The organism is Haloferula sargassicola (assembly GCF_040362925.1).
Taxonomy (GTDB): domain Bacteria; phylum Verrucomicrobiota; class Verrucomicrobiia; order Verrucomicrobiales; family Akkermansiaceae; genus Haloferula; species Haloferula sargassicola.
Map to the genome: position 1 here is coordinate 1 of NZ_BAABRI010000018.1, position 20,946 is coordinate 20,946.

General features: G+C 62.3%; 17 protein-coding genes and 1 pseudogene. 7 read left to right on the forward strand and 11 right to left on the reverse strand.

Annotated features, from left to right (window positions below; all coding sequences use genetic code 11):
• Positions 1 to 161 precede the first annotated feature (161 nt).
• From ABXH26_RS15110 to ABXH26_RS15125, 4 genes and pseudogenes are all read right to left on the reverse strand, one after another.
• Positions 162 to 758: pseudogene (locus tag ABXH26_RS15110) on the reverse strand (bifunctional 5,10-methylenetetrahydrofolate dehydrogenase/5,10-methenyltetrahydrofolate cyclohydrolase); the annotation flags it as partial.
• 134 nt (positions 759 to 892) lie between these two features.
• Positions 893 to 1,570, reverse strand: a complete 678-nt coding sequence (locus ABXH26_RS15115) for a glycosyltransferase family 32 protein (RefSeq protein ID WP_353567927.1) — start codon at positions 1,568 to 1,570, stop codon at positions 893 to 895.
• Between the two features lie 16 nt (positions 1,571 to 1,586).
• A complete protein-coding gene (locus ABXH26_RS15120) occupies positions 1,587 to 4,883 on the reverse strand; it encodes a glycosyltransferase (RefSeq protein WP_353567928.1) in 3,297 nt (1,098 codons plus the stop codon).
• A gap of 231 nt (positions 4,884 to 5,114) precedes the next feature.
• Positions 5,115 to 6,551: a hypothetical protein gene (locus ABXH26_RS15125; protein ID WP_353567929.1), complete on the reverse strand. Its 1,437-nt coding sequence runs from the start codon at positions 6,549 to 6,551 to the stop codon at positions 5,115 to 5,117.
• A gap of 425 nt (positions 6,552 to 6,976) precedes the next feature.
• Between ABXH26_RS15125 and ABXH26_RS15130 the strand changes: the two genes are divergently transcribed.
• The 3 genes from ABXH26_RS15130 to ABXH26_RS15140 all read left to right on the forward strand — a co-directional run bounded on the left by ABXH26_RS15130 (position 6,977) and on the right by ABXH26_RS15140 (position 10,942).
• Positions 6,977 to 8,107: a GTP-binding protein gene (locus ABXH26_RS15130; protein ID WP_353567930.1), complete on the forward strand. Its 1,131-nt coding sequence runs from the start codon at positions 6,977 to 6,979 to the stop codon at positions 8,105 to 8,107.
• A 108-nt stretch (positions 8,108 to 8,215) separates the two neighbouring features.
• Entirely contained in the window at positions 8,216 to 10,072 is a 1,857-nt protein-coding gene (locus tag ABXH26_RS15135; RefSeq protein ID WP_353567931.1) for a beta-1,6-N-acetylglucosaminyltransferase, read from the forward strand.
• Positions 10,073 to 10,111: 39 nt separating this feature from the next.
• Positions 10,112 to 10,942: an MIP/aquaporin family protein gene (locus ABXH26_RS15140; RefSeq protein WP_353567932.1), complete on the forward strand. Its 831-nt coding sequence runs from the start codon at positions 10,112 to 10,114 to the stop codon at positions 10,940 to 10,942.
• Between the two features lie 156 nt (positions 10,943 to 11,098).
• On the opposite strand, the gene folD is transcribed toward ABXH26_RS15140, so the two are convergent.
• From folD to ABXH26_RS15155, 3 genes are read right to left on the reverse strand one after another with little or no spacing between them, the layout of a single operon-like run.
• Entirely contained in the window at positions 11,099 to 11,971 is an 873-nt protein-coding gene (folD, locus tag ABXH26_RS15145; RefSeq protein ID WP_353567933.1) for a bifunctional methylenetetrahydrofolate dehydrogenase/methenyltetrahydrofolate cyclohydrolase FolD, read from the reverse strand.
• Positions 11,968 to 12,639: a lysophospholipid acyltransferase family protein gene (locus ABXH26_RS15150; protein ID WP_353567934.1), complete on the reverse strand. Its 672-nt coding sequence runs from the start codon at positions 12,637 to 12,639 to the stop codon at positions 11,968 to 11,970. Before ABXH26_RS15150 ends, folD begins: the two co-directional genes overlap by 4 nt.
• Positions 12,640 to 12,641: 2 nt before the next feature.
• On the reverse strand, positions 12,642 to 14,135 hold the full coding sequence (locus tag ABXH26_RS15155; RefSeq protein WP_353567935.1) for a xylulokinase: 1,494 nt from the start codon (positions 14,133 to 14,135) through the stop codon (positions 12,642 to 12,644).
• 90 nt (positions 14,136 to 14,225) lie between these two features.
• Here ABXH26_RS15155 and ABXH26_RS15160 point away from each other — a divergent pair, with 90 nt between their 5' ends.
• Positions 14,226 to 14,690, forward strand: a complete 465-nt coding sequence (locus ABXH26_RS15160) for an iron-sulfur cluster assembly scaffold protein (RefSeq protein ID WP_353567936.1) — start codon at positions 14,226 to 14,228, stop codon at positions 14,688 to 14,690.
• A 62-nt stretch (positions 14,691 to 14,752) separates the two neighbouring features.
• Here ABXH26_RS15160 and ABXH26_RS15165 read toward each other — a convergent pair whose 3' ends face one another.
• The 4 genes from ABXH26_RS15165 to ABXH26_RS15180 all read right to left on the reverse strand — a co-directional run bounded on the left by ABXH26_RS15165 (position 14,753) and on the right by ABXH26_RS15180 (position 18,370).
• Positions 14,753 to 15,355, reverse strand: a complete 603-nt coding sequence (locus ABXH26_RS15165; protein WP_353567937.1) for a thioredoxin family protein — start codon at positions 15,353 to 15,355, stop codon at positions 14,753 to 14,755.
• A gap of 68 nt (positions 15,356 to 15,423) precedes the next feature.
• The gene (locus tag ABXH26_RS15170; protein WP_353567938.1) at positions 15,424 to 16,224 is read right to left on the reverse strand and encodes a protein-disulfide reductase DsbD domain-containing protein; all 801 of its coding nucleotides are present in this window, start codon (positions 16,222 to 16,224) and stop codon (positions 15,424 to 15,426) included.
• Between the two features lie 8 nt (positions 16,225 to 16,232).
• Entirely contained in the window at positions 16,233 to 17,054 is an 822-nt protein-coding gene (locus tag ABXH26_RS15175) for an HAD family hydrolase (RefSeq protein WP_353567939.1), read from the reverse strand.
• A gap of 47 nt (positions 17,055 to 17,101) precedes the next feature.
• Positions 17,102 to 18,370, reverse strand: a complete 1,269-nt coding sequence (locus ABXH26_RS15180) for an OmpA family protein (protein ID WP_353567940.1) — start codon at positions 18,368 to 18,370, stop codon at positions 17,102 to 17,104.
• Positions 18,371 to 18,465: 95 nt separating this feature from the next.
• Here ABXH26_RS15180 and ABXH26_RS15185 point away from each other — a divergent pair, with 95 nt between their 5' ends.
• From ABXH26_RS15185 to ABXH26_RS15195, 3 genes are read left to right on the forward strand one after another with little or no spacing between them, the layout of a single operon-like run.
• Positions 18,466 to 18,768 (forward strand): DUF2934 domain-containing protein, encoded by a 303-nt coding sequence (locus ABXH26_RS15185; RefSeq protein ID WP_353567941.1) that lies wholly within the window; start codon positions 18,466 to 18,468, stop codon positions 18,766 to 18,768.
• 48 nt (positions 18,769 to 18,816) lie between these two features.
• Positions 18,817 to 20,130 carry a homoserine dehydrogenase gene (locus ABXH26_RS15190; protein WP_353567942.1) on the forward strand — a complete coding sequence of 438 codons (1,314 nt, stop codon included), beginning with the start codon at positions 18,817 to 18,819 and terminating at the stop codon, positions 20,128 to 20,130.
• A 48-nt stretch (positions 20,131 to 20,178) separates the two neighbouring features.
• On the forward strand, positions 20,179 to 20,946 hold the full coding sequence (locus ABXH26_RS15195; RefSeq protein ID WP_353567943.1) for a dienelactone hydrolase family protein: 768 nt from the start codon (positions 20,179 to 20,181) through the stop codon (positions 20,944 to 20,946).

A 20,946-nucleotide genomic window follows, 5' to 3' on the forward strand; every position in this document is an offset into this window, starting at 1 on the left:
TTGCCGGAAGTCTGGGCTGCCGAAAACCGCGCCAAGCATCCCGCCGCCCGCGACCTCAAGCGCGTCGCCTGATCCATCCGACCCTCAGCGTCCACCCCAATCCAACGGCGGTCGCTCGGGGGCTTACGTCCGCTTCCCTGCGGGCCGGCTTTTTTCGTCGCTCAAGCGGTCCGCCGCGCGGAAATGAGCGTGTTTTTCATCAGCATCGCGATGGTCATCGGGCCCACGCCGCCCGGCACCGGCGTGATGGCGGCGCACTTCGGCGCGACCTCAGCGTAGGCCACGTCGCCGGTGAGCCGGTAGCCGCTTTTCTTCGAGGCGTCCTCAACGCGGTTGATGCCGACGTCGATCACCACCGCCCCGTCCTTGACCCAGTCGGCCTTGACCATTTCCGGCCGGCCCACCGCCGCCACGACGATGTCCGCCTGGCGGCAAATGCCCGGCAGGTCCTTGCTGCGCGAGTGGGCGACGGTCACGGTGGCGTCCGAACCCTTGGCCATCAGCAGCAGCGCCATCGGCTTGCCGACGATCATGCTGCGGCCGATCACCACCGCGTTGGCGCCCTTGGTTTCCACGCCCGCTTCCTTCAGCAAGCGCATGCAGCCGGCGGGGGTGCAGGGCACGAAGCCGGTCTCATCTTCGAGCGCCAGCTTGGCGACGTTTTCGGGGTGGAATCCATCGACATCCTTGGCGGGATCGATCGCCCGCACCACCGCGGCCTCGTCAATGTGCGGCGGCGGGCTCTGAGTAAGCGCTCCTGTTCGGCAGCGACGCCCGCACCATCGTCAGCGAAATCCTCACCGACACCCCGACGCCGGATTGACGGAGAAGCAATTCAAGCGCCGTTGTCAGCGCACGCTTCTCCGATCGTCCCAGCCTTCAAGACGCAGGATCATGGCAACGCCCCCCTTCCCTCCTGCCACCAGCTTCCGGTGACGTGGTGGTCGCCGAAGCGTCCCAGGCCCGAGCGGACCGAACCGAGCGTCACCACATCCTCCCACTTCTCCCGGTCCCGGTAGTAAACCGAAGTCACGGCATCCGGCCCGGTGGAAAACATCACGTCGTGGTCAGAGCAATCCTCCGCCTCGAAGGTCTCGGTCCGCACAATCAGCTCCTCGATCAACGCCTTCACAAACGGATGCCCCGCCTCGGCACCGAATGCGTAGTTCCCCATGATTCGGGGCTTCTCAACCGTGCGCAGCCAATCCGGAAATCGCTTCTCGAACCGCTTCGCACTGATCGTCTGTTCCCACGGAAAAACCGCGCGATGAACGCAAAGTGGATCCAGCGGATAGGCCGGCAGAAAGTCGGTATCGAGATAAAAGCCACCCAAGTGGTAGACGGCAAGCAGCCTGAAGCAATCCGCCCTCATGACCGGGCGGCGATACGCATGATACAACTCCTCGTATTCCGGCATCTCGCGGGAGACGAAGTCATCGCAGTCGGCATCCGAGAAAAACCGCCACTCCCACTCCGGATGCAGCTCCCGCATCTTGTTCGTGCAAAAGCGGAGCTTCGGCTCCAACGCGTGCTCCGACTGGTGGGTGCAAATGATTCGTTTCGGGATCATAATAAGCAATGACTCTTTACCTCACCCGCCATCCCATTCTCCCCGCCGTCGTTTCAGCAACCGCCGCCGCCCCCTCTTCCACCAGTGCTTTCACCAGCAGCTCGGGTCGGATCTCTCCGGGAGTTTCACTCCAGACAGCCAGAAACCGCCGTCCGAACTCCGCCCGCCACAAGGTGGCCGGTCCTTCCAGCTTCGGAACTTTCACCAGCATCTCCGGCTGCCAGCCATCGAGACCCCGCCCGCGCGCCCAGGCGAACATCTCTTCCGTAAGGCGCATGAAGAACGAACCGCAGACCACCAGATCCGCCCGATCATAGCTACGATCCAAAAACAGATCCGCTCCAAAGTTCCCCATTCGAATGGCAGGATTCAGATCGATCCACCAGGCCTCCTCCACCGACTCGCAGGCCATCGCCAGCCACGAACGAAGATCCCCTTCGTATTCAGACAGCTCGGCCACCTCGGCATCCACCTCCTCGTTGTAAATGGCCTGCATGGGTCCCAGACGTTTTCTTTCCCTCCGGAAAGCCCTCGCATCCGGCCGGACATGAAGAAGCGGACCGGACTCCATGCCGTCCCATGGCTTGGGAGCGGCCTGCGGTTCGTTCTTTATCCAGTCCTTCAGGAAACAATCGAAGATCCAGTCACGAAACACCGGCTCAGTCAGGGCCTTCCAACCATACTCCTGCTCTAGCACCGCCTGCGGGTTCGCCGGCACATGGACCTTGGTGCCGCAGAAGTCGGCTTCCGACAGAGGCAACAGATTCTTCTTGCGATACCGATGGGGGCATTTCGTCACCAGCAGACCTTCCTCTGACGCAAGCGCCGTGATGTCGATGAACAACCCGGTGTCCCGGTGGATGAAGCGGGCGTCGATCTTGTTCTGCTCGCGGTTCTCCTTCCAATGCCCGTTCGCACTCGTCCGGTTGAGGTGGTTGGGATTGATCTCGAAAAGATAGTTCAATTCATCGTAGCCCGACTCCCGGACAGTCCGCGCGTCGAGGCGCTTCAGATCCTCATGGAGGAGACAGAAATCCAGATCGTCATCCCACGGGAAGGGCTTGCCGGACCAGAACCACCCGAGCAACCCGCCATGCATCAGAATCGGCTGCACTCCGGAGGCTTCACACATGCTTACGAACTCGCCCGAAAGCTGCAGCAGGACCTCCCTCGCGGTCGTTGAGTCCACGACCTCCCGGAAATAGCGGGCATCGTAGTGACCACCTCCGGCCTCTTGGAAATGTTTCGGTGCCGAATGCCCGTTCGTGCCCGCCCCCGACTCTGTGAAAGGAGAGTCCCCCCTTGTGCCTACCCGCATCGCACCGCCGGGATTCTGGAATGCTCCCCCTCCCTCCGTCTTCAACCAGGTCCCGTTCCACAAGGTCACCGCATGGGAATCCGGATAGCGGGCGGCCAACTCCTCCACGCTTGCCTCCCGTGCTGCCTCCCGCTCCTCTTCGTTCCACCGAAAGGGATAGAACACCTCCTTCCGAACCACCGTCGGCCAGTCCTTCTTCTCAAGAAACCAGGTGCTGTTGCGGAGACGCTGACCCAGAAAACGGGGTCCGGTGGCGGCCAGAACCCCGTCTCTGGCGGACGCCATCAGATCCGCCTCGATTCCCGTCCAGAAAGGGTGCTCCGCTATGCTCGCCATCAGGGCATTGCACACGCTGTCTTGATGGCGCTCAGGCGAATCATATTCGGAACCGAACATCAGGCTCTGCCGCTTCAACAGATCGTCGAAAGGCTTGAGGCACACGAAATCGAGGTCCACGTAGAGGCCGCCATGCCGCTTGAGAATGAGATAACGTGCGGCGTCCACCCGTTTGATGGGCTGATCGTAATCGAGGTAGCAATCGATAAATTCAGGAAATTCCTCCTCCACCAAAGCCAGAAGATCCTCGTCGGTCCAGAAGCGGTATTCCCATCCGTTCGGACCGTTCTTCTCCATCCACGAATCGATCCACTCCTTCCGGAAGTCCTCCGGGATCGAGTGATCCTTCCAGGTTTGGTGAATCACCTTGGGGATCAACACCCGGTCGTTCGGGTCGGGAGCCTGCAGCAAGATGCCACCCTGATCCTCCAGCAGCTCGAATCCGTTTGCGAGCGCCAGCTTTAGCAACTTCTCCCGGGCTTCATTCGTCGCCCCCCCTTCGCCTGCCAGGCATACCAGCCCCTTTGGAGCGAAAAGCTGCTTCTCCAAGGCTACTTCAAACCTTCGCAGCGACTTCCCATCGTCATCGCCGATCTCCAGAAGACCGATGCGTCCACCCTCTTCGGGAAGCTCGCTCAGGCGGATCCGCTCCAATCCCTCGAAAGCTTCATCTGCGAGCCTGCAGAGCAGCGTCTGACTCTCCTGAAGAGAGGACTCCACAAACGAGCCCTCTTCCAGCTCCGCATACTCGGCCAAGGTCCGGCCGAGAAAATCGCTCCCTGGGTCATCTTCCGGAAGGATCTTGTCCAACCGCCGGTTCACAATGCGCCCATCGCTTTGGAAGAGCATGGAACCATACATCGAGATCGTGCTCCGTGGGTCATGGTAATTGTGCCACCAGTAGTGCGCCACGAAGGGATTCAGTTCCCAAGCCCAGTCTCCCCGGCGGATGAGTTCATCATACTCCCGCAGAGTCTCGCGCCCCCACGACGCGCTCATGTTCGGGAGAGGCGAGAGCCATTCCCAGGGAAGAATGGACAGCCCGAGCGCCGCCGGCGAGCCAGCCTCTTCCACCAACTCGGCGAAGGCTCCCGGTCCGGTAAGATTGATCACCCCGCCCGAAATCGGCCCCTCCCTCTCCGAGGCAATCCGCACCAAACGATCGATGTAAGCCTTGAAAAACCTCGCACCCGGCTTGGCGATCATGAAGAAATTCATGTACATTTCCCGCCCGCCATAGTGGCCTTCCTCGTGGACCGGATGATCCCGGGGAAGAAAGACTTCGGCATCGTTTCCATTCAGTCCGGCGGCATCGATCGCAGCCAGGAGATCATCAAGTGGCTGGATGCATTCGACATCCAGGTCGGCATAGACCCCTCCGAAACGGTAAAGCACCAGACACCGCCAGATGTCCGCAACGTAAACTCCGCCAGGAAACCGCTCGATGAGCTCTTTGAGTTCGGGAAACTCCGAGTCAATCAACGACGTAATTTCGGCATCCGTCGCAAGATCCACAGTCCAACCTGGATTCAAAAGTCCGAAACTCTTCGCGCAACGCATTAATGCCGACGGGATCCGCGAATGCTTCCATGTCTGCCAAATCTTCCTGGGCATGCCCTCATCGAAATCATTCACATAATTGCTCATGACATCAAACATCCATTACAATCTGGCAAGCAGCAGGACGTCGGACTCCAGACTTTCACAGATACCTCCGAGGCTTCAGAAACACAACACTCCGCCAGTTCGAGATCACCCATCTGTTCGGTATTGATACACATCTCGTGGCGATCAAACCATGGACACCGTCGTGTGAACTGTGTCAGCAGATCCGTGTAACCCAGACATCAAAGACGTCACCGTTCCTACTTCAAGCTCCCGATGCATGGTTTACTGCCCAGCCGCGTTCGCAATCTCTACGTCGATTCGCTCCTTCGTCTTCGGATCCTGAATGAATTCCGCCCACTGGCGCGCCGTTTCCAAATCTCCCTGTTCAGCGGATTGTTTCGCAAATGCCGCTGCAACGAACTGAGCCTTTTCTGGTGGAAGAGAGTCCCATTTCTTTTCGTACCACTCGGTGGCCGAAACAAAATCCATAGCAACCCAACTACCCATTGCTTCTTCAAGCCAAAACCCTTCAAAAGAAGATCTTCCGGAAGCGAGATCCGAAACTGTCGCCTCAGGATCACGGCTGACTTCCTTTTGGACTAGCGTCTGCTCCAATTTCCAAAGCCGTCCATTTAGCTCGTCTCTCAGATCTGGAGCGTCAATTTCGCCCATATAATCTTTTGCTGCCTTTAAGTCTCCGGAATCGACAGCACGAATCGCCATGCCCGCGATGATACCCGCTTTCCCTTCAATCGAATCGACGGGATTGTCTGCTAGCCAATTCTGGAAAGTTTGCGGGCTCATGGCTTCCCAAGCAGCTATCGCATGAGCTATCTCGCGATCTGGTGCATCATTGCCAATTAGGAATTTCGCGGCATCTCTCGGGTCATTCAACCGGAGCTGGATCGAAATCTTTATCCTCGCCTGTTCAACCCACTCCGGATCATAGTTCTCCGATCCACTTTTATTGTCGAGAAGAGACCAGAATTCCTTAGGTGATGCTTTGGAGGCCGCCTCTGAAAGGCTTTCGAAAAACTTCATCTTCGCATCCCCCTCCATGCCCTCAAAAAGTTTAGCGAACTCATGTAATCTGTCAGCATTTGCTGACGCATTACTTAGTTCGACACGCAAGGAATGGGTCAACGTATCGAGAATTTTCTGTTCAGGATTTTCGCTCAACAACTGCCCCATCAACTCACTACTTCTTTCCTTGTCGAGGATCCTAGGAATCAATCCTATTACAGCAACAGAAGCGGAATCTGGGGTTAAACCACTTACCACACTAATCAGCTTTTCCTCTGTTTCCGTTGACTCAGCGAATATCAAAGGCAACAGAAGATCTCGCTCACCTCCGTCTCCTAAATGCCCCGAGATCAAATCAATTACTTCGCTCGCAGGCAAGAGCTTTGCCAGTTCTTTTATAATCGGAGCTGCCTTCTCGGCACGATCGTCAAACGCTTCTTCTGAAGAGAGCAGCGAAGCCAAGCTTTTCCTCAACGCCTCAATATCATTAACTTCTCGCACGCCACCTCCTGATTGGCGCGGAATTTGGCCACTACTCCCATGTGACAATTTCTCGAATGGCTCCTCATTGTCACGACCGCCCCCAAGTAATTGACCTTGATGCCTTTGTTCTTCTTGGTCTCCTTTTTTGATAAGCAGCACCACCGAGACAGACCCAGCCAAGATTAAGATAGCGAGCGGATACTTTTTATTCATTCGCATAAGAAACCGAACCTGTTATCCAAGAAATCCATTAGCAGGTTTTCGTGCCATCTTTATGGCATGTCGCGAAACAGACTCCAATATTTTTACCATTCGCATCATATTTCGTCCCCACACAGGAGCGAGGCCAAGAACCGACAGGGTTCGACCCACAAAAGGTACCCGTCGCGACCTTACATGTATAGGAAGGAGATGAGGACATAGTCTGCGCATTTACCAAGCCGGAAAAGATAGTCATGCTCGACACCCCGACGGCTGTCACGACACTTTTCTTAATGAACGAACGACGGGTGGTTCCAAGAGTTTGATTGGTTGGATTCATGGAATTATGATTTAGGGATTTGCTGAGCCAATAAACTACTTCAATTGACATTTGGTGTTTGACACAAGGAAGCGGGGGAGGGCAAGGATTTTTACACATGGACGAAAACTTGTTTCTTGATGGCGTTTCCAAGCGCTTTGTCGTGGTTGGCGGCTTTCTCGGAGCTGGGAAAACCACGTTGATTGGCAAGCTCAGTCAATGGCTTGAACAGCGAGGCCTTCGGACCGCTCTCGTCACCAACGACCAAGGCGACGGGCTGATGGACACGGACTCCGCTCGCAACTCCGGCACAGCGGGAGTCGAAGAGATTACCGGCGGATGTTTTTGCTGTCGGCTCGATGATCTGGTCTGCGCGGTGAAAAAGCTCGATGCCGAAGCCCGGCCCGACGTTATTGTCGCAGAACCGGTGGGAAGCTGCACCGACCTGATGGCCACGGTCGTGCTGCCCTTGGAGACAGTTTATCAGCTACCTTTCAGCCTCTCTCCTCTCTCGGTGGTCCTTGATGCCCGACGGGCTCTGGCAGCTCTGGGCGGGCGGCGGCAGGCCAGGGATTTCCATCGCGACGTCGGCTATGTTTTCCGCAAGCAGGTTGAGGAGGCGGAGTGGCTGGTGGTGAACAAGATCGACCTCATTTCAACGGAGGAACTCAGTGATCTCAAGCAGCGCCTCGCCACGGAATATCCTGACAAACGGATCTTCATCGTCTCGGCGAAGACCGGTGAGGGGCTTGAGGCATGGTTCGAGGCCTTGATGGGGCATGCCGCCAAGCCCGAGCGACTGATGAAAGTGGACTATGAGCGCTACGCCATCGGCGAAGCGATGCTGGGATGGGTGAATTCGGAGGGAAGCTGCGTGGCACAAGCCGCGGATGTCGATTGGGGTAGTTGGCTTGGGAATCTTGGCGATCGTATCGCCTCTCAGCTTGATGAAACGGGCGCGAAGATCGGCCACTTCAAGATGAGCATCGAATCTGATGGCCGGCGCTGGCGCTTTCATCGGGTGATGTCGGGCGAAGTTTCGGAAATCATCGAGGAGCCAGGGGTCGACCGCGGGGAGGTGCGGTTTCTCGTCAATCTCCGGGCGGAGGGAGATGCGGGGGATTTGGAAGCCATCGTGGATGCGGCATTGGCGGAGCAGAGTCAGGTAAAGGTCACCTTCAAGCATCGCGCCGCCTTTCAACCGGGAGAGCCGAGGCCGACGCATCGGGTGACGGAGTTGGCCGGCTGACGGAGCCTGTTGGGGATGCCAAGACGGTCTAAGTTCACAGGCGGGAAGCCTGTGCTCCCTTCTCGGATCCTCCATCTAAAATCCATTATCTACCATCTAAAATATCCCATGGGCTGGACGGATGTATTCCCCGTGTTCACTGAAGAAATGGTGGACGACTTCGAAGCGCAAGTGACGCCCGATGAACGGGCGGAGCTCGAAACCTGGTATGGCACCGAGCGGGTTCTGAACGCCCAGCCGGACAAGCCGGACATCGTGAGTGTGTCGCTGTTCTGGAAAAACGTGCGCGAGGGTGACCCGGAACTTCCCACGCCGACCCGTGAGATTCTGCAGAACGCGCAGGAACTCGGATTCGCCAAACGCTACTGTCCCTGGGACCACTACGTGAAACCCCTGCTGGAGCTGGCTCCGGAATTGATGGCGAAGTTTCCGGACGCCGTGGTGCGCGTCTACCTGGCCAGGGACATGGAGTTTCTGGCCGAGGAGTTGGCGGAGGTTGGCAACGAGGTTCATGTGATGAAGAGTTCCTCCATCCACTTCGCCCCGGCCGGCCTCTGGCGTTTTCTTCCCTTTTCCGAATCGGGGAAGCGGGTGACGGTGACGGACATCGATCGGCTGAATGAGCTGGAGAGCGATCTTCTGCGTTCGAAAACCATGGAGCAGGCGGGACTGGGTGCTTGGCGAGTGCCGGTGCCGATCGATCTCACCGACGACCGGCGCATCAGTTATCTCCCCTTCATGGGATGCCAGTTCGGAGTTCAGGGTGGGCAGTTGGATGCCCGCCAGCTTCTCGACGCCTTCACGTGGCATGCGACGAAAGGGCTGCTCGATCCCATGGCGATCTACCCCGCCTGCGGGCCGCTGGCGATCGCCGGCAACCGCTGGCCAAGCTACGGCTTCGACGAGTATTTCATGACCTTGGCCGCCTACCCCCGGCTGGCCCAACAGGGCATGCTGACCTTCGTTCCGACCTTTTCAAAATCGCAGTTGCTGACCTTGGACATCGAATACGTCACCTGGGGGAACCCGAACAGCGAACTGGTGTATTTCCCGATCGGCTCCTGCTGTGGTGTGCAACGCGAAGTGAAGCCGGAAGAGACCACGGAGGCGGACGAGGACAGACCTGAGGTGATCGAGTTTCCTTCCCCGACACTGTCTCCTGAAGAGGAGCAGGAACCAGTCGAAGCCAAGGTGGCCTTGCTGTTTCTCACGACCGAAGAGCTGGCGCATCCCGGCATCTGGCAGGAGTATGTGGAGGAATCAGAAGGTGTTGGGGTCTTCGCCCATCGCCCAGACGAGGAAGAGCTGGAGAAAGATTCATGGCTGCTTCGACATCAGATTGACGAACGGGCCGATACGGCGTGGAGCAACATCTCGCTGGTTCGGGCGACGCTCGCTCTGCTCCGTGCGGCCTGCGAGGCGGACGATTTCACCCATTTCATGCTCTTGTCCGACACCTGTGTACCCGTGCGGCCCTACGGCGAACTGGCGCACTCGCTCACCCTCGATTCTCGTTCGCGGATGAGCGTCAAGCCTTGGACGGAGGTCCGCAAGTGGGAGATCCTCAGAGCCCAGCGGCTGGAGAACATCGCTGGCATCCGCAAGGAGATCGCGCACTTCCAGGAGCCCTGGATGTTGCTGAACCGCAGCGATGCGGAATTCATCCTTTCCCATGACCGCACCGACGCCTTCGAGCACGTACGCGCGCCTGAAGAAGCCTACTTTGCCACCATCATGGCTGCGGCGGGCCGGCCACCCCTTCAATCGCTGGCGAATCGACGGGTGACGTGGACGAACCGAAACGAGGCCGATTCGAACCCACTCACTTATGAAAAAGTGAGTGGTCAAGTGGCGGCACAGATTGCGGAGAGCGGGTGTTTCTTCGCGAGGAAGTTTCCGGTCGGTTCGGACATCGGCCGCTGGGGATTGCACCGGCGTGAAAAAATGGCGGCGCACACGGCATGACGAACCTCTGCGAGACATGTTCTCCATCCGTGCCCATCCATGAAAATCCCACCTTGGCTCGTCGGCGAATTCACCGGGACCTTTCTGCTTGTCTTTTTCGGCTGCGGCAGCGTCGCCGCGGCTGTGCTGACCGGTGCGCAGATTGGAATCTTCCAGGTTGCGATCGTCTGGGGCATCGCAATCGCTCTGGCGATCCATCTCACGGCCTCCCTTTCCGGGGCTCATCTGAATCCCGCCGTAACCTTGGCGATGGCTGCCTTCGCGAACTTCGAACGGAGGCGGGTGCCCGGCTACCTCTTGGCGCAATTACTGGGAGCTTTCGCGGCCGCAGCAGTGCTGCATGTTCTGTTCGGCTCCGCCCTCCAGACCTTCGAGACGACCCACGGAATCGTTCGCGGCGCTCCGGGGAGCGAGGCCTCGGCGATGATCTACGGCGAGTATTTCCCGAATCCGGGTGGCAAAGCTCTGGATCAGGTCACGCGTGAATCGCTGCCGCTATGGCGGGCTTTTCTGGTGGAATGCATCGGCACGGCGGTGCTGCTGCTTGCCATCTGCGGACTCACCGACGAGCGAAACCGAAGCCGTTCGCCTGTCCTTACCGCCACCGGCATCGGACTCACGGTGACGATCCTGATTTCGTTGCTGGCTCCCCTCACCCAGGCGGGCTTCAACCCGGCGAGGGATCTTGCTCCCCGCCTGTTCTCATCGCTGGCCGGGTGGAAATCCCTGCCCTTCACCTTCAATGGACAGGGCTGGTGGCTCGTTTACGTCGTGGGTCCGATCCTCGGTGGCATGATCGGCGCGGCAGCACATCGCCATCTTCTGGCACCGGCATATCGCATGCCGGATCATGCTCCAGAAGCGGCTTGAACTCGTAAAATTCAAGACTTGCCGAGCCGCTCGGATCGCGGGAGAGGTGGAGCTGCACGATGAAGCCCGCAAAGGACGGCGGTCGCTCCTTCCCTCCCGACCCGGGTCATTTTTCGAGCATCCCCCCCTTACAAAGCAACGACCAGGGCGATCTTCTCACAAAGTCCGCCGCGCGGAAATGAGCGTGTTTTTCATCAGCATCGCGATGGTCATCGGGCCCACGCCGCCGGGGACCGGCGTGATGGCGGCGCACTTCGGCGCGACTTCTTCGTAGTCCACGTCGCCGGTGAGTCGGTAGCCGCTTTTCTTCGAGGCGTCCTCAACGCGGTTGATGCCGACGTCGATCACCACCGCCCCGTCCTTGACCCAGTCGGCCTTGACCATTTCCGGGCGCCCCACGGCGGCCACGACGATGTCCGCCTGGCGGCAGATGCCCGGCAGGTCCTTGCTGCGCGAGTGGGCGACGGTCACGGTGGCGTCCGAGCCTTTGGCCATCAGCAGCAGCGCCATCGGCTTGCCGACGATCATGCTGCGACCGATCACCACCGCGTTGGCGCCCTTGGTTTCCACGCCCGCTTCCTTCAGCAAGCGCATGCAGCCAGCCGGCGTGCAGGGCACGAATCCGGTCTGATCCTCGAGCGCCAGCTTGGCGACGTTTTCGGGGTGGAAACCATCGACGTCCTTGGCGGGATCGATCGCCCGCACCACCGCGGCCTCGTCGATGTGCGGCGGCGGCGGGCTCTGGACGAGGATGCCGTGAATCGCCGGATCGGCGTTGAGCCTGGCGACCACGGCAAGCAGCTCCTCCTGAGTCGTCTCCGCGGGCATCTCGATTTTTTCCGAGTGAATCCCCAGCTCGGCGCAGGTGCGGGCTTTCGAACCCACGTAGACTTTCGAGGCCGGGTCCGAGCCGACCAGCACCACGGCCAGGCCGGGCGTCACGCCACGGCTTTTGAGTTCCTCGACTTCTTTGCGGCACTCTTCCAGCACCGCTGCTGCCACGGCTTTGCCATCGATGATCTTGCTCATGCTTCTTCAGGGAAAAAATCGTCGGTTCCGGCGCGGAGCAGGTCTTCGAGCTGCTTCCGACACCTTTCGAAATCATCATCGGAAAGCCCGGCCGGCACGGCAAGCGCCGCATCGAAAATGACCCGCACGCGGCTGAACGGCTTCGGCACCACGAAGCGGTCCCACGATTTCAGCCGCCAGGCCGAGGCGAAGGTCACGTGGATCGGAATGATCGGCGCGCCGGTGGTTTCCGCGAGTTTCACGGTGCCGGGCTGCACGACATATCTTGGGCCCCGCGGGCCATCAGGCGTGACGCAGCAGTCGGAGCCCTCGCGCATCGCCTTCCTCAGCGCGACCAGGGCCGCCACCCCGCGGCGCGAGCTGGAGCCACGCACCGAGCCGAGCCCGAACACGCCGACGGCGCGGGCGAGCATGGCTCCATCGTGGCTGGCACTGGTCAGCACCACCGTCCTGCGCCGTCCGCGCACCAGCCGGTCCCAGGCATCCGGCACGGTGAAAATGCGGTTGTGCCAGAGTGCGTAGATGACCGGCTTTTCGGCCGCGACGAAGCCCGCGCGGTCCTCGATTTCATACCGCAACGTGGAGCACCACACCCGCATCAGCCAGCCGGCGGCGGTGCCCAGCACGGTCGCCTTGCGGCTCTCGCGGATTTCCGAGCGATCGCCCATGGTCAGAGGAAACCGCCGGCGTGCAGGGTTTCGACCAAGTACTGCTGGCGGGCCAGCAGGTCGGCGTAGAATTCCTGCCGCCCGGGGTCCGGCTGGATGCGCGACTCCTCGTTGGCAGTGACCACGTAGCCGGCGATCTCGTCGAAGCCCAGCTCCTCGCCCTGATCGTGGAAATACACCGCGGCAGCCTGCATCGCGGACCCCAGCAGCGCGCCGCCCACGCCTTTCACGGTCAGGGTCGGGAGGCCGCAGGCATCGGCCAGCAGGGCGCCACCGGTCGGGCCGGGATCGTGCACCAGCCGCAGCTCCACGGGCTCCAGCCCGATGTCGCGCAGCCGGCTCATGGCATAGGCGAAGCTCAGCGCCACGCCTTCCGTGGCGGCCCGCGCCAGGTTGCCGGGGGTGAAATTGTTGAGCGTGATGCCCTGGATCGCGCCCTGCGCCTCGGGCAGGCGCGGCACTTCCTCGCCGCGGAGATACGGCAGGAACATCAACCCTTCGGCTCCCGCGGGAGCATTGGCGATCTTCGTTTCAAACTCCGACTTCGACCAGCCGTAGTGGCGTCGCACCAGCTCCGGGGCGGCCACGATGTTGCGCAGCGCCATGCGGGTGAAACCACGGCCGGACACATCGCAGCCGACCACGCCCTCGCCGAGGAAATCGACCAGCGGATCCTCACTGACGGCTGCGAGGGCACCATCGGCCGAAAGGTCCGCCACCACCTCGCCGGGCCGGGCGGCACCGCTGGCGAACAAGGCCGCTGCCCGCGCCCCGAGACCCGGCGCGACCAGCACGCCTTCGTCGAGCCCCCACGCCGCGGACAAGGCGCTGCGCAGCTTGCCGCGGGGCGAGGTCGCCGCAAGGCCGACGGGCAGCATTTTCCCGACCGCGGGGTCGATCCACTCCGCCATCTCGCGGCACCACGAGCGCCCGGGCACGGAAAACAATCCGGTGGTCGCGGCCGACGAGGCGGAGCTGCCGTCCTCGCCGGTGAGCCAGTAGCCGATGAAATCCTGCGGCGTAAGCACCCGCGCCGCCTTCTGGAAATGCCGCGGTTCGTGGTCGCGCAGCCACAGGAGCTGGGCCGCCATCGAGCCCGCATCCGGCGCGTTGCCGATGAGCTCGATCACCCCCGGCATGCCGCCGAACTCGCGGCCGATCATTTCCGCCTGCCGCCGGGCGGACTGGTCGCTGCCGAGCTTGGCGGGCCGGATCACGTGGTCGCCACCGTCGAGCACCACCATGCCGCCATCGGCCGCCGTGACGCCGATCGCCACCACCGAACCGCGGGCGTCGCCGAGCTTTTCGAGAACCTCGCGCACGGCCTGGTCGACCGAGCCCAGCCATACCCCCGGATCGACTTCGGCGAAGCCCTCAGGCAGCCCTTCCGTCTCCGGATGGCCCACCGAGGCGAGGGCCGCCGTGCCTGCGCTTTCCAAGTCGAGCGCCATCGCCCGGGTCATCGTGTGACCGATCTCGATTCCGAGAAAATGCATCGTTTCCGTGGCTCCCAGCCTCCGCTCCGGTTAGGTGCTTGGCAAGCTCCGGCTTGCTTCGATGCCGCGCCGCGCCGATGCTCGCCGGCGATGAGTGATTTCGAGGAAAAGGTGCGCGAAGCCCTGTCCAGTCCGCAGAACCAGGGCGAGATGTCGGACGCCGATTCGGTGGGCACGGTGGGCTCGCCGGACTGCGGCGACATGCTCCGGATGTGGCTGAAGTTCACGGAAAAAGACGGTCACCGCGTGATCGACCGGGCCTCGTTCCAGTCCTTCGGCTGCCAGACCGCGGTGGCCGTGGCCTCGATGGCGACCGAGCTGCTCAAGGGCAAGACGCCCGAGGAGGCGGCCCGGCTTTCCGCCGACGAGCTGACCGGCGATCTCGGCCCGCTGCCACCGATGAAGATCCACTGCGGCCAGCTGGTCGAAGGTGCCCTGCGGGATGCGCTCGGCCAGGGCGGCGGGGAAACTCCGCCCGCCTCCACGGCCCCGACGCTTTCGTCCCAGCTTCAAGCCCCCCAGGGAAAAGTCCGGATCGTGCCGCTGGAGGACTGAAGGCTCTCCGCAAAAAAACTCCGGGGATCTCCCGGAGCTTTCGAAATGAATCTACGGCAGGCTTAGTATTTCACACCGCAGCCGTATGGAGCCGCCTTCTTGGTCTCGACCTCCTTGCCGGCCATCAGGCTGTCGAGCGCGGCGGACACATAGTTGGTCGCGCTTTCGATGCTTTCCTGCTTGGTGTCCGGCTTGTCGTCGATGCCGCCCTCGTAGGCGATCTTGCCTTCCTTGGTGATGACGAACATGTGCGGCGTGGTCTTGGCGCCGTAGTTCTTGCCGACTTCGCCGCCCGGATCGCGCAGGATGGCGTTGGCCCGGTTCTTCGCTTCGCCGGCCTGCTCCGCCAGCTTTTCCGCCGAAGGAAAATTATCGGCGCCCTCCTGGCCGGACTCGATCGAGAGCCACACCACGCCCTGGTCCCGGTATTTTTCCTGCAGCTCCGGCATGTTGCCGCTCTGGTAATGCTTCTGCACGAAGGGGCAGCCGAAGTTGACCCATTCGAGGACCACGGTTTTCCCCTCATAGTCGCTGAGGGAGACCTTTTTCCCATCGACGCTGGTCAGGGTGAAACCCGGGGCTTGATCGCCGGGCTCGAGGGCGAAGGCGGAGCCCGCCGACAGCGCGGCGGCGGCAAGGACGGCCAAGGATGCTTTCAGTTTCATATCGGGATCGGAGTTTGAAGATTCAGCCTAGACCCTGCCGAGAAGCGGCGGGCTGTCCACGTGAATCGTCAGTTTTCCATGATCCACGAAAGCATCAGCGGAGCCTCGAGCTTGCCGCCGGTGAGCAGGACCTCCAGCTCGTCGATGGTTTTCTTCGCATACTCGTTCTTCGGCACGATGGCTTTCCAGCTGCCTTCCTCCGAGGGGCCGAGGATCACGCGCTCCTGCGTGGCCAACACGTTGGGGGTGGCGGCGATGAGTTCCGCGCCCTCGCCATCGACGTCGTCCGGCAGCGTGATCGTGAGCGTCAGCGTCTTTTCTCCGGGCTCGACCTGGAGCGTGGCGCCATCGACCGGCTGGGGCACGGTGCGGTAGGCTTTTTCGATGTCCTTCGCCTCGGGGGTCGGATCGCCCACGCCGTCCTTCAAGTCGAGCGTCAGCTCCGCCTCGCCGGGCACGCAGGCGCTTGGATCGCAGGTCAGCCAGTCGATCGCGGCCCTGACTTTGACCTCCCCGCTGGCATCTTCGGCGGGGGTGAGGAAGACGGGCATGATGACCTCGTCATCGTAGCCGTAGCCGACCATGCCGGCGGTGGAAAAGCGTTGCGGCACCGGGTAGAGGAGCGGACCGGCCACCCAGCCGTCGGGAAGCGTCCAGTCGATCGAGACCGGCGCGCCGGAATCGCCGGGATTGAGCCAGTAGCTGTGCCAGCCGCGATCGAGCTTCAGCTTCAGGGCGAGCTGGACGGGCTGGCCGGCGCTGTAGCCATCGGAGGCGCTGAGCAGCTCGGCCTCGGCGTGGCCGGATTTTACCCCGGCCCGGGCCATGGCAGCGCAGAGGACGATCGAGAAAACGACAGAGCGGATCATTTCCGATCCTAACATGGATCGGCGGTCGTGCCAGCGGGCGGGAAGAAATGTTCCAACGCCTCCACGCAGGCCTGCGAGTGGGCCAGCGTGCACAGGTAGCCGCCCACCGAGGAAACGTGGGCCCGCACCTCGGCGACCGCGTTTCCGGGGCAGGCGACAAAGGCCGCCGAGTCGGTCGAGAGCATTTCGAAGTCGTTGTGGCTGTCGCCGATGGCAAAGCACTGCTCCGCCTGCAGGCCGGCGTTTTCCGCGATCCGGCGCAGGCTCGAGCCCTTCTGGTAATGGCGATGGCCGAAGCGGAGATAGATCGAGTTCCGCTGCCAGCCGAGCAGCGGCTCGCCGGCGGCCAGCTCCACCACCCGCCGGACGATCCACTCCATTTCCTCCTCCGTCCGGGAAATGAGGCCCGCGGGGTCGCCATCGTGCTCCACCCAGGTGGCACCGGTGTGCTCCTCGACCTCCTGGCGGATGCGCTTCAGCACCTTGCCGATCTTCTTGAAGAACTTGCGGTGGTCCTTTTCGCACCGGCGGTTCCACTTCTCGTCGCCGGTCCAGCGGCCGAGCGGGTTCGGGTACCAGACCTCGCGCTCGCGGGCGACGACCCAGTCGGGGCTGAAAGGAAAGCGGGCATCGATGAGGCCCTCGATCACGTGGTTCATCGAGCGTCCCGTGTTGATGCCCCAGAGGGCTCCCCTTTCCCGGCGCAGGCGACGCAGGGTGGCGAAAAGCTCGTCGGCCACCGGAGGCGTGGCCGCGGGATCGTGGAGGGTGCCATCGAAGTCGAAGGACAGCACCAGCTGCGGGCTGTCGGGCGGATCGAGCGGTTTCACGTCCCTTGGTTAGCACGCACCCGCCGGCCCGCGAGTCCGGATCGGCATTATTCCTCCACCGGCACCGCGCGCGGGGCGGGCTCCTCCTCCACCACCCGCGCCCGCGGTGGCGGCTCCTCGACCACCGTCGCTTTCGGCGGCTGGCCGGGCTCGTCCGCGGGCTCGATCAACAAGGGCCGCGCGGGCTTTACCAGAATCGCCTTCGGCGGGCTTTGCTCGGGCATTTCCTGCATTGGCTCCGGCTTGGGAGGCTCCGGCTGCGCTTTCGGCACCTCGATCTGGGCCGGGGGCAGCTGGCGCCGCATCTTGATTTCCACCCGCCGGTTCGGGGCCTGCTCGTCGATGCTGCCGCTGCGCACGATTGGCTGCGACTTGCCGAAGCCGCGGGTGGCGATCTTGTCAGGGGCGATGCGCAGCGAGTGGGTGAGGTATTCCTTCACCGATTCCGCCCGCCGGCTGGACAGGTCGAGGTTGTAGGAATCGGTGCCGTAAAGGTCGGTGTAGCCCTCGATCCAGCAGTAGAGCCCGGGATTGCGCTCGACCAGCAGCGCCAGCTTCATCAGGCCGACGCGGGCGCTTTCCCGCAGCTCGGCGCTGTTGTATTCAAAGAGCAGATCGCTCGGCAGCATGGTCTTTTTCCCGACCAGCACGTTTTCCGGCAGCCCGACCATGTCGTCGAGCGAGACCACGCCGTCGAGGGACCCCTCTTCCGCACCCCCCTCCTGCCCGCGCCGCAGGATGTCCGCGGTGAAGGCATCCAGCGAGGGATCATCCTCCAGGGCCGCGCCGGGATCGACGATCACCTGCCCTTCCTCCGCCGGCGGCAGGGGGTTCTCCGTGCGACCCATCTCCGGCAGCTCGGATGCGAGGTCGAAATCCACCGAAGCGTCGAATTCGAGCGGCGCCTCGGGGGCTCCCTCGGCCGCCGGCTGGGCGGGCTTGATGGCGAATTCCGGGTCGATCGTTTCCGGCGAAATGTCCAACTCGTGGTCCTCGGGCAGCTGCGTGAGCACGTCGATTTCCTCCAGCAGCTGGGTGGCGTTTTCCACCGGCCGGGCGTCGGGTTCCGGGGCGATGTCGTCCATTTCCGGAGGCAGCACCTCCACCCGGTCGAACTGGATCGGCTGCGTGCGGATCTCCTCGGCCTCCTGGAAAGGCAGCAGGATCTTCACATGTCCCAGGACCAGGAAGGCCAGCCCGTGCAGGATCACTGCCAGCAGCAGGGAAACCATGACCCACCAGCCGAGGTGGTCCGGGCCAGGGAGCCGGGCCGGCCCCTCGTCGCGGAAATCCTGCCATGAATAATCGTCGGCCACGCGCCGAAGATACGCCGTTACAGGCCCGAAACAATCACGACCTTCTATCAGGTCTCGCTCTTTGGCATCGGGCCTGCTCATCTGCGCCCCGAACCATGCCAGCGAAGAAGACCACCAAAAAAACGGCCAAGAAGGCCGCCAAGAAGGCCCCTGCCAAGAAGGCCGTGAAAACGGCGGCCAAGAAAGTCGCCGCCAAAAAGACCGCTGCCAAGGCACCCGCCAAAAAAGCGGTCACCAGGGCCGCGAAAACGCCGGCCGCCGCAGCCGCGCCTGCCACCCCGAGCCACAACCAGATCCAGGAGGCCGCCTACTACAACTTCCTCGAGAGGTCCCGCGGCGGCTCCCCGGGCAACGAGTGGTCGGACTGGGTCCACGCCATCGACCAACTTGGCAACTGACCCGGATTTGCCCTTTTCCCCGCGGCGCGGCGGGGCACACTCCGCGCCATGCAGTGCAGCACCTTGGGAATCGGCCTCGCCGGAGTCGGAACCGTCGGTTCCGGCGTCATCCTCGCCCTCCGCAGGAACGGTGAACTGATCCGCGACCGCACCGGCGGCACCGTGGAAATGACGGTCACCAAGGCCCTGGTGCGCGATCCCGCCAAGCCGCGCGCCGTTTCCCTGCCTGACGAAACGCTGACCACCGACTGGCACGAGCTGGTCGAGGATCCGGCGGTCGATATCGTGGTCGAGCTGATCGGCGGCACCACCGACGCTTTCGACATCGTGGCCGCCGCGCTGCGCGCGAAAAAGCCGGTCGTCACGGGTAACAAGGCCCTGCTCGCCGAGCGCGGCATCGAGCTGTTCGCGCTTTCCAGGGAATTCGACACGCCGGTCCACTTCGAGGCCGCGGTCGCCGGCGGCATCCCGATCATCAAGACCGTCCAGGAGTCGTTCATCGGCAACCGGATCCACTCGATGAGCGGCATCATCAACGGCACCTCGAACTACATCCTCGAGCGCATGACCACCGCCGGGCTGGATTTCGAAACCGCGCTCGCCGAAGCCCAGCAGCTCGGCTACGCCGAGGCCGATCCCGCCCTCGATGTCAACGGCTGGGACGCCGCCCACAAGGCCATCCTCCTCGCCACGCTGGCCTACGGATTCCCGATCGATCCGGAAAAGGTCCACGTGGCCGGCATCGAGTGCGTGCGCCCGATCGATATCGATTTCGCCAAGCGCCTCGGCTACGTGGTCAAGCTGCTGGCCGTGGTGCGCGAGCACCCGGACGGCTCGGTCGAGCTGCGCGTCCAGCCTTCGTTCATCGCCAAGAGCCACATCCTCGCCAGCGTCAACGGCGTCTTCAATGCCGTCGCCGTGCATGGCGATGCCGCGGGCGAATCGCTCTTCTACGGCCGCGGCGCGGGCCAGGACCCGACCGCCTCCTCGGTCGTGGCCGACCTGGTCGAGGCCGCCCGCTCGCTCCGCCAGGCCACCGGCCACCGGGGTTTCCTGCCCTATCGCGAAGGCGGCCGGCTGATGCCAATCGAGGAAACCGAAACCGCCTATTACGTCCGCTTCGACGTCACCGACCGCCCGGGCGTGATCGCCGAGATCGCCGCCGCCCTGGCCGGGGCCGGGATCGGCATTTCCGGCACCCACTCGCCGGTCAACCCGGAGACGCCGGACGCCGAATTCGTCGACATGGTGTTCCTGCTCCACACCTGCTCGTTCGGCCGTCTGCAGCAGACACTTTCCGAGATCGAACAACTGGACTGCGTCAACAGCACGCCGGTGGTGTTCCGGATCGAAAAGCTCTGAGGTTCAGCCGCCGCTTGACGACGGACGAGGCCGCGCTTGGGTGCCGGGATGAAATGGCTCGCCCCCCTGCTTCTCGCGTCCTCGTCCTGCTTCGGTGCTCTCGTGGAAAAAACCGTCGACTACGATCATGATGGAACCACCCTGGAGGGCTTCCACGTCTACGACGACGCCACCGCCGGCAAGCGGCCGGGCATTCTGATCATCCACCAATGGACCGGCCTCACCGATTACGAGAAAGGTCGTGCCCGCCAGCTCGCGGAAATGGGCTACAACGTCCTGGCCGCCGACATCTACGGCAAGGGCATCCGCCCCCAGCCGCCCGAGGCCGGCGAGTATGCCGGGAAATATAAGAACGACCGCGAACTTTACCGCGGAAGACTCAAGGCCGGCCTGGAGGTCCTGCGCGCCGACGAGCACACCGATCCCTCGAAAATCGCCGCCATCGGCTACTGCTTCGGCGGCACCGGCGTGCTCGAACTCGCCCGCAGCGGTGCCGACATCGCGGGCGTCGTTTCGTTTCACGGCGGACTCGATGCCGGCGAGGGCATGCGAGCCAAGGCCGGCACCCTGAAGGCGAAAATCCTCGTCTGCACCGGCGCCGATGATCCCCACGTCCCGCCGGCCCAGGTGATGGCCTTCGAGGAGGAGATGCGGCAGGCGGAGGCCGACTGGCTGCTCGTCTCCTACGGCCATGCCGTCCATGCCTTCACCCAGAAGAACGCCGGCGACGACCCCTCGAAGGGCGTCGCCTACAACGAGGCCGCCGACCGCCGGTCCTGGCAGCACATGAAGGATTTCTTCGCCGAAATCTTCTGA

Bases quoted from the DNA above. Each gene is read 5' to 3' on its own strand.
- folD (WP_353567933.1), bottom strand. From the start codon at position 11,971: ATGAGCAAGATCATCGATGGCAAAGCCGTGGCAGCAGCGGTGCTGGAA.
- ABXH26_RS15195 (WP_353567943.1), top strand. From the start codon at position 20,179: ATGAAATGGCTCGCCCCCCTGCTTCTCGCGTCCTCGTCCTGCTTCGGT.
- ABXH26_RS15160 (WP_353567936.1), top strand. From the start codon at position 14,226: ATGAGTGATTTCGAGGAAAAGGTGCGCGAAGCCCTGTCCAGTCCGCAG.
- ABXH26_RS15115 (WP_353567927.1), bottom strand. From the start codon at position 1,570: ATGATCCCGAAACGAATCATTTGCACCCACCAGTCGGAGCACGCGTTG.
- ABXH26_RS15135 (WP_353567931.1), top strand. From the start codon at position 8,216: ATGGGCTGGACGGATGTATTCCCCGTGTTCACTGAAGAAATGGTGGAC.
- ABXH26_RS15170 (WP_353567938.1), bottom strand. From the start codon at position 16,224: ATGATCCGCTCTGTCGTTTTCTCGATCGTCCTCTGCGCTGCCATGGCC.
- ABXH26_RS15155 (WP_353567935.1), bottom strand. From the start codon at position 14,135: ATGCATTTTCTCGGAATCGAGATCGGTCACACGATGACCCGGGCGATG.
- ABXH26_RS15140 (WP_353567932.1), top strand. From the start codon at position 10,112: ATGAAAATCCCACCTTGGCTCGTCGGCGAATTCACCGGGACCTTTCTG.
- ABXH26_RS15165 (WP_353567937.1), bottom strand. From the start codon at position 15,355: ATGAAACTGAAAGCATCCTTGGCCGTCCTTGCCGCCGCCGCGCTGTCG.
- ABXH26_RS15190 (WP_353567942.1), top strand. From the start codon at position 18,817: ATGCAGTGCAGCACCTTGGGAATCGGCCTCGCCGGAGTCGGAACCGTC.
- ABXH26_RS15125 (WP_353567929.1), bottom strand. From the start codon at position 6,551: ATGAATAAAAAGTATCCGCTCGCTATCTTAATCTTGGCTGGGTCTGTC.
- ABXH26_RS15130 (WP_353567930.1), top strand. From the start codon at position 6,977: ATGGACGAAAACTTGTTTCTTGATGGCGTTTCCAAGCGCTTTGTCGTG.
- ABXH26_RS15120 (WP_353567928.1), bottom strand. From the start codon at position 4,883: ATGTTTGATGTCATGAGCAATTATGTGAATGATTTCGATGAGGGCATG.
- ABXH26_RS15185 (WP_353567941.1), top strand. From the start codon at position 18,466: ATGCCAGCGAAGAAGACCACCAAAAAAACGGCCAAGAAGGCCGCCAAG.
- ABXH26_RS15150 (WP_353567934.1), bottom strand. From the start codon at position 12,639: ATGGGCGATCGCTCGGAAATCCGCGAGAGCCGCAAGGCGACCGTGCTG.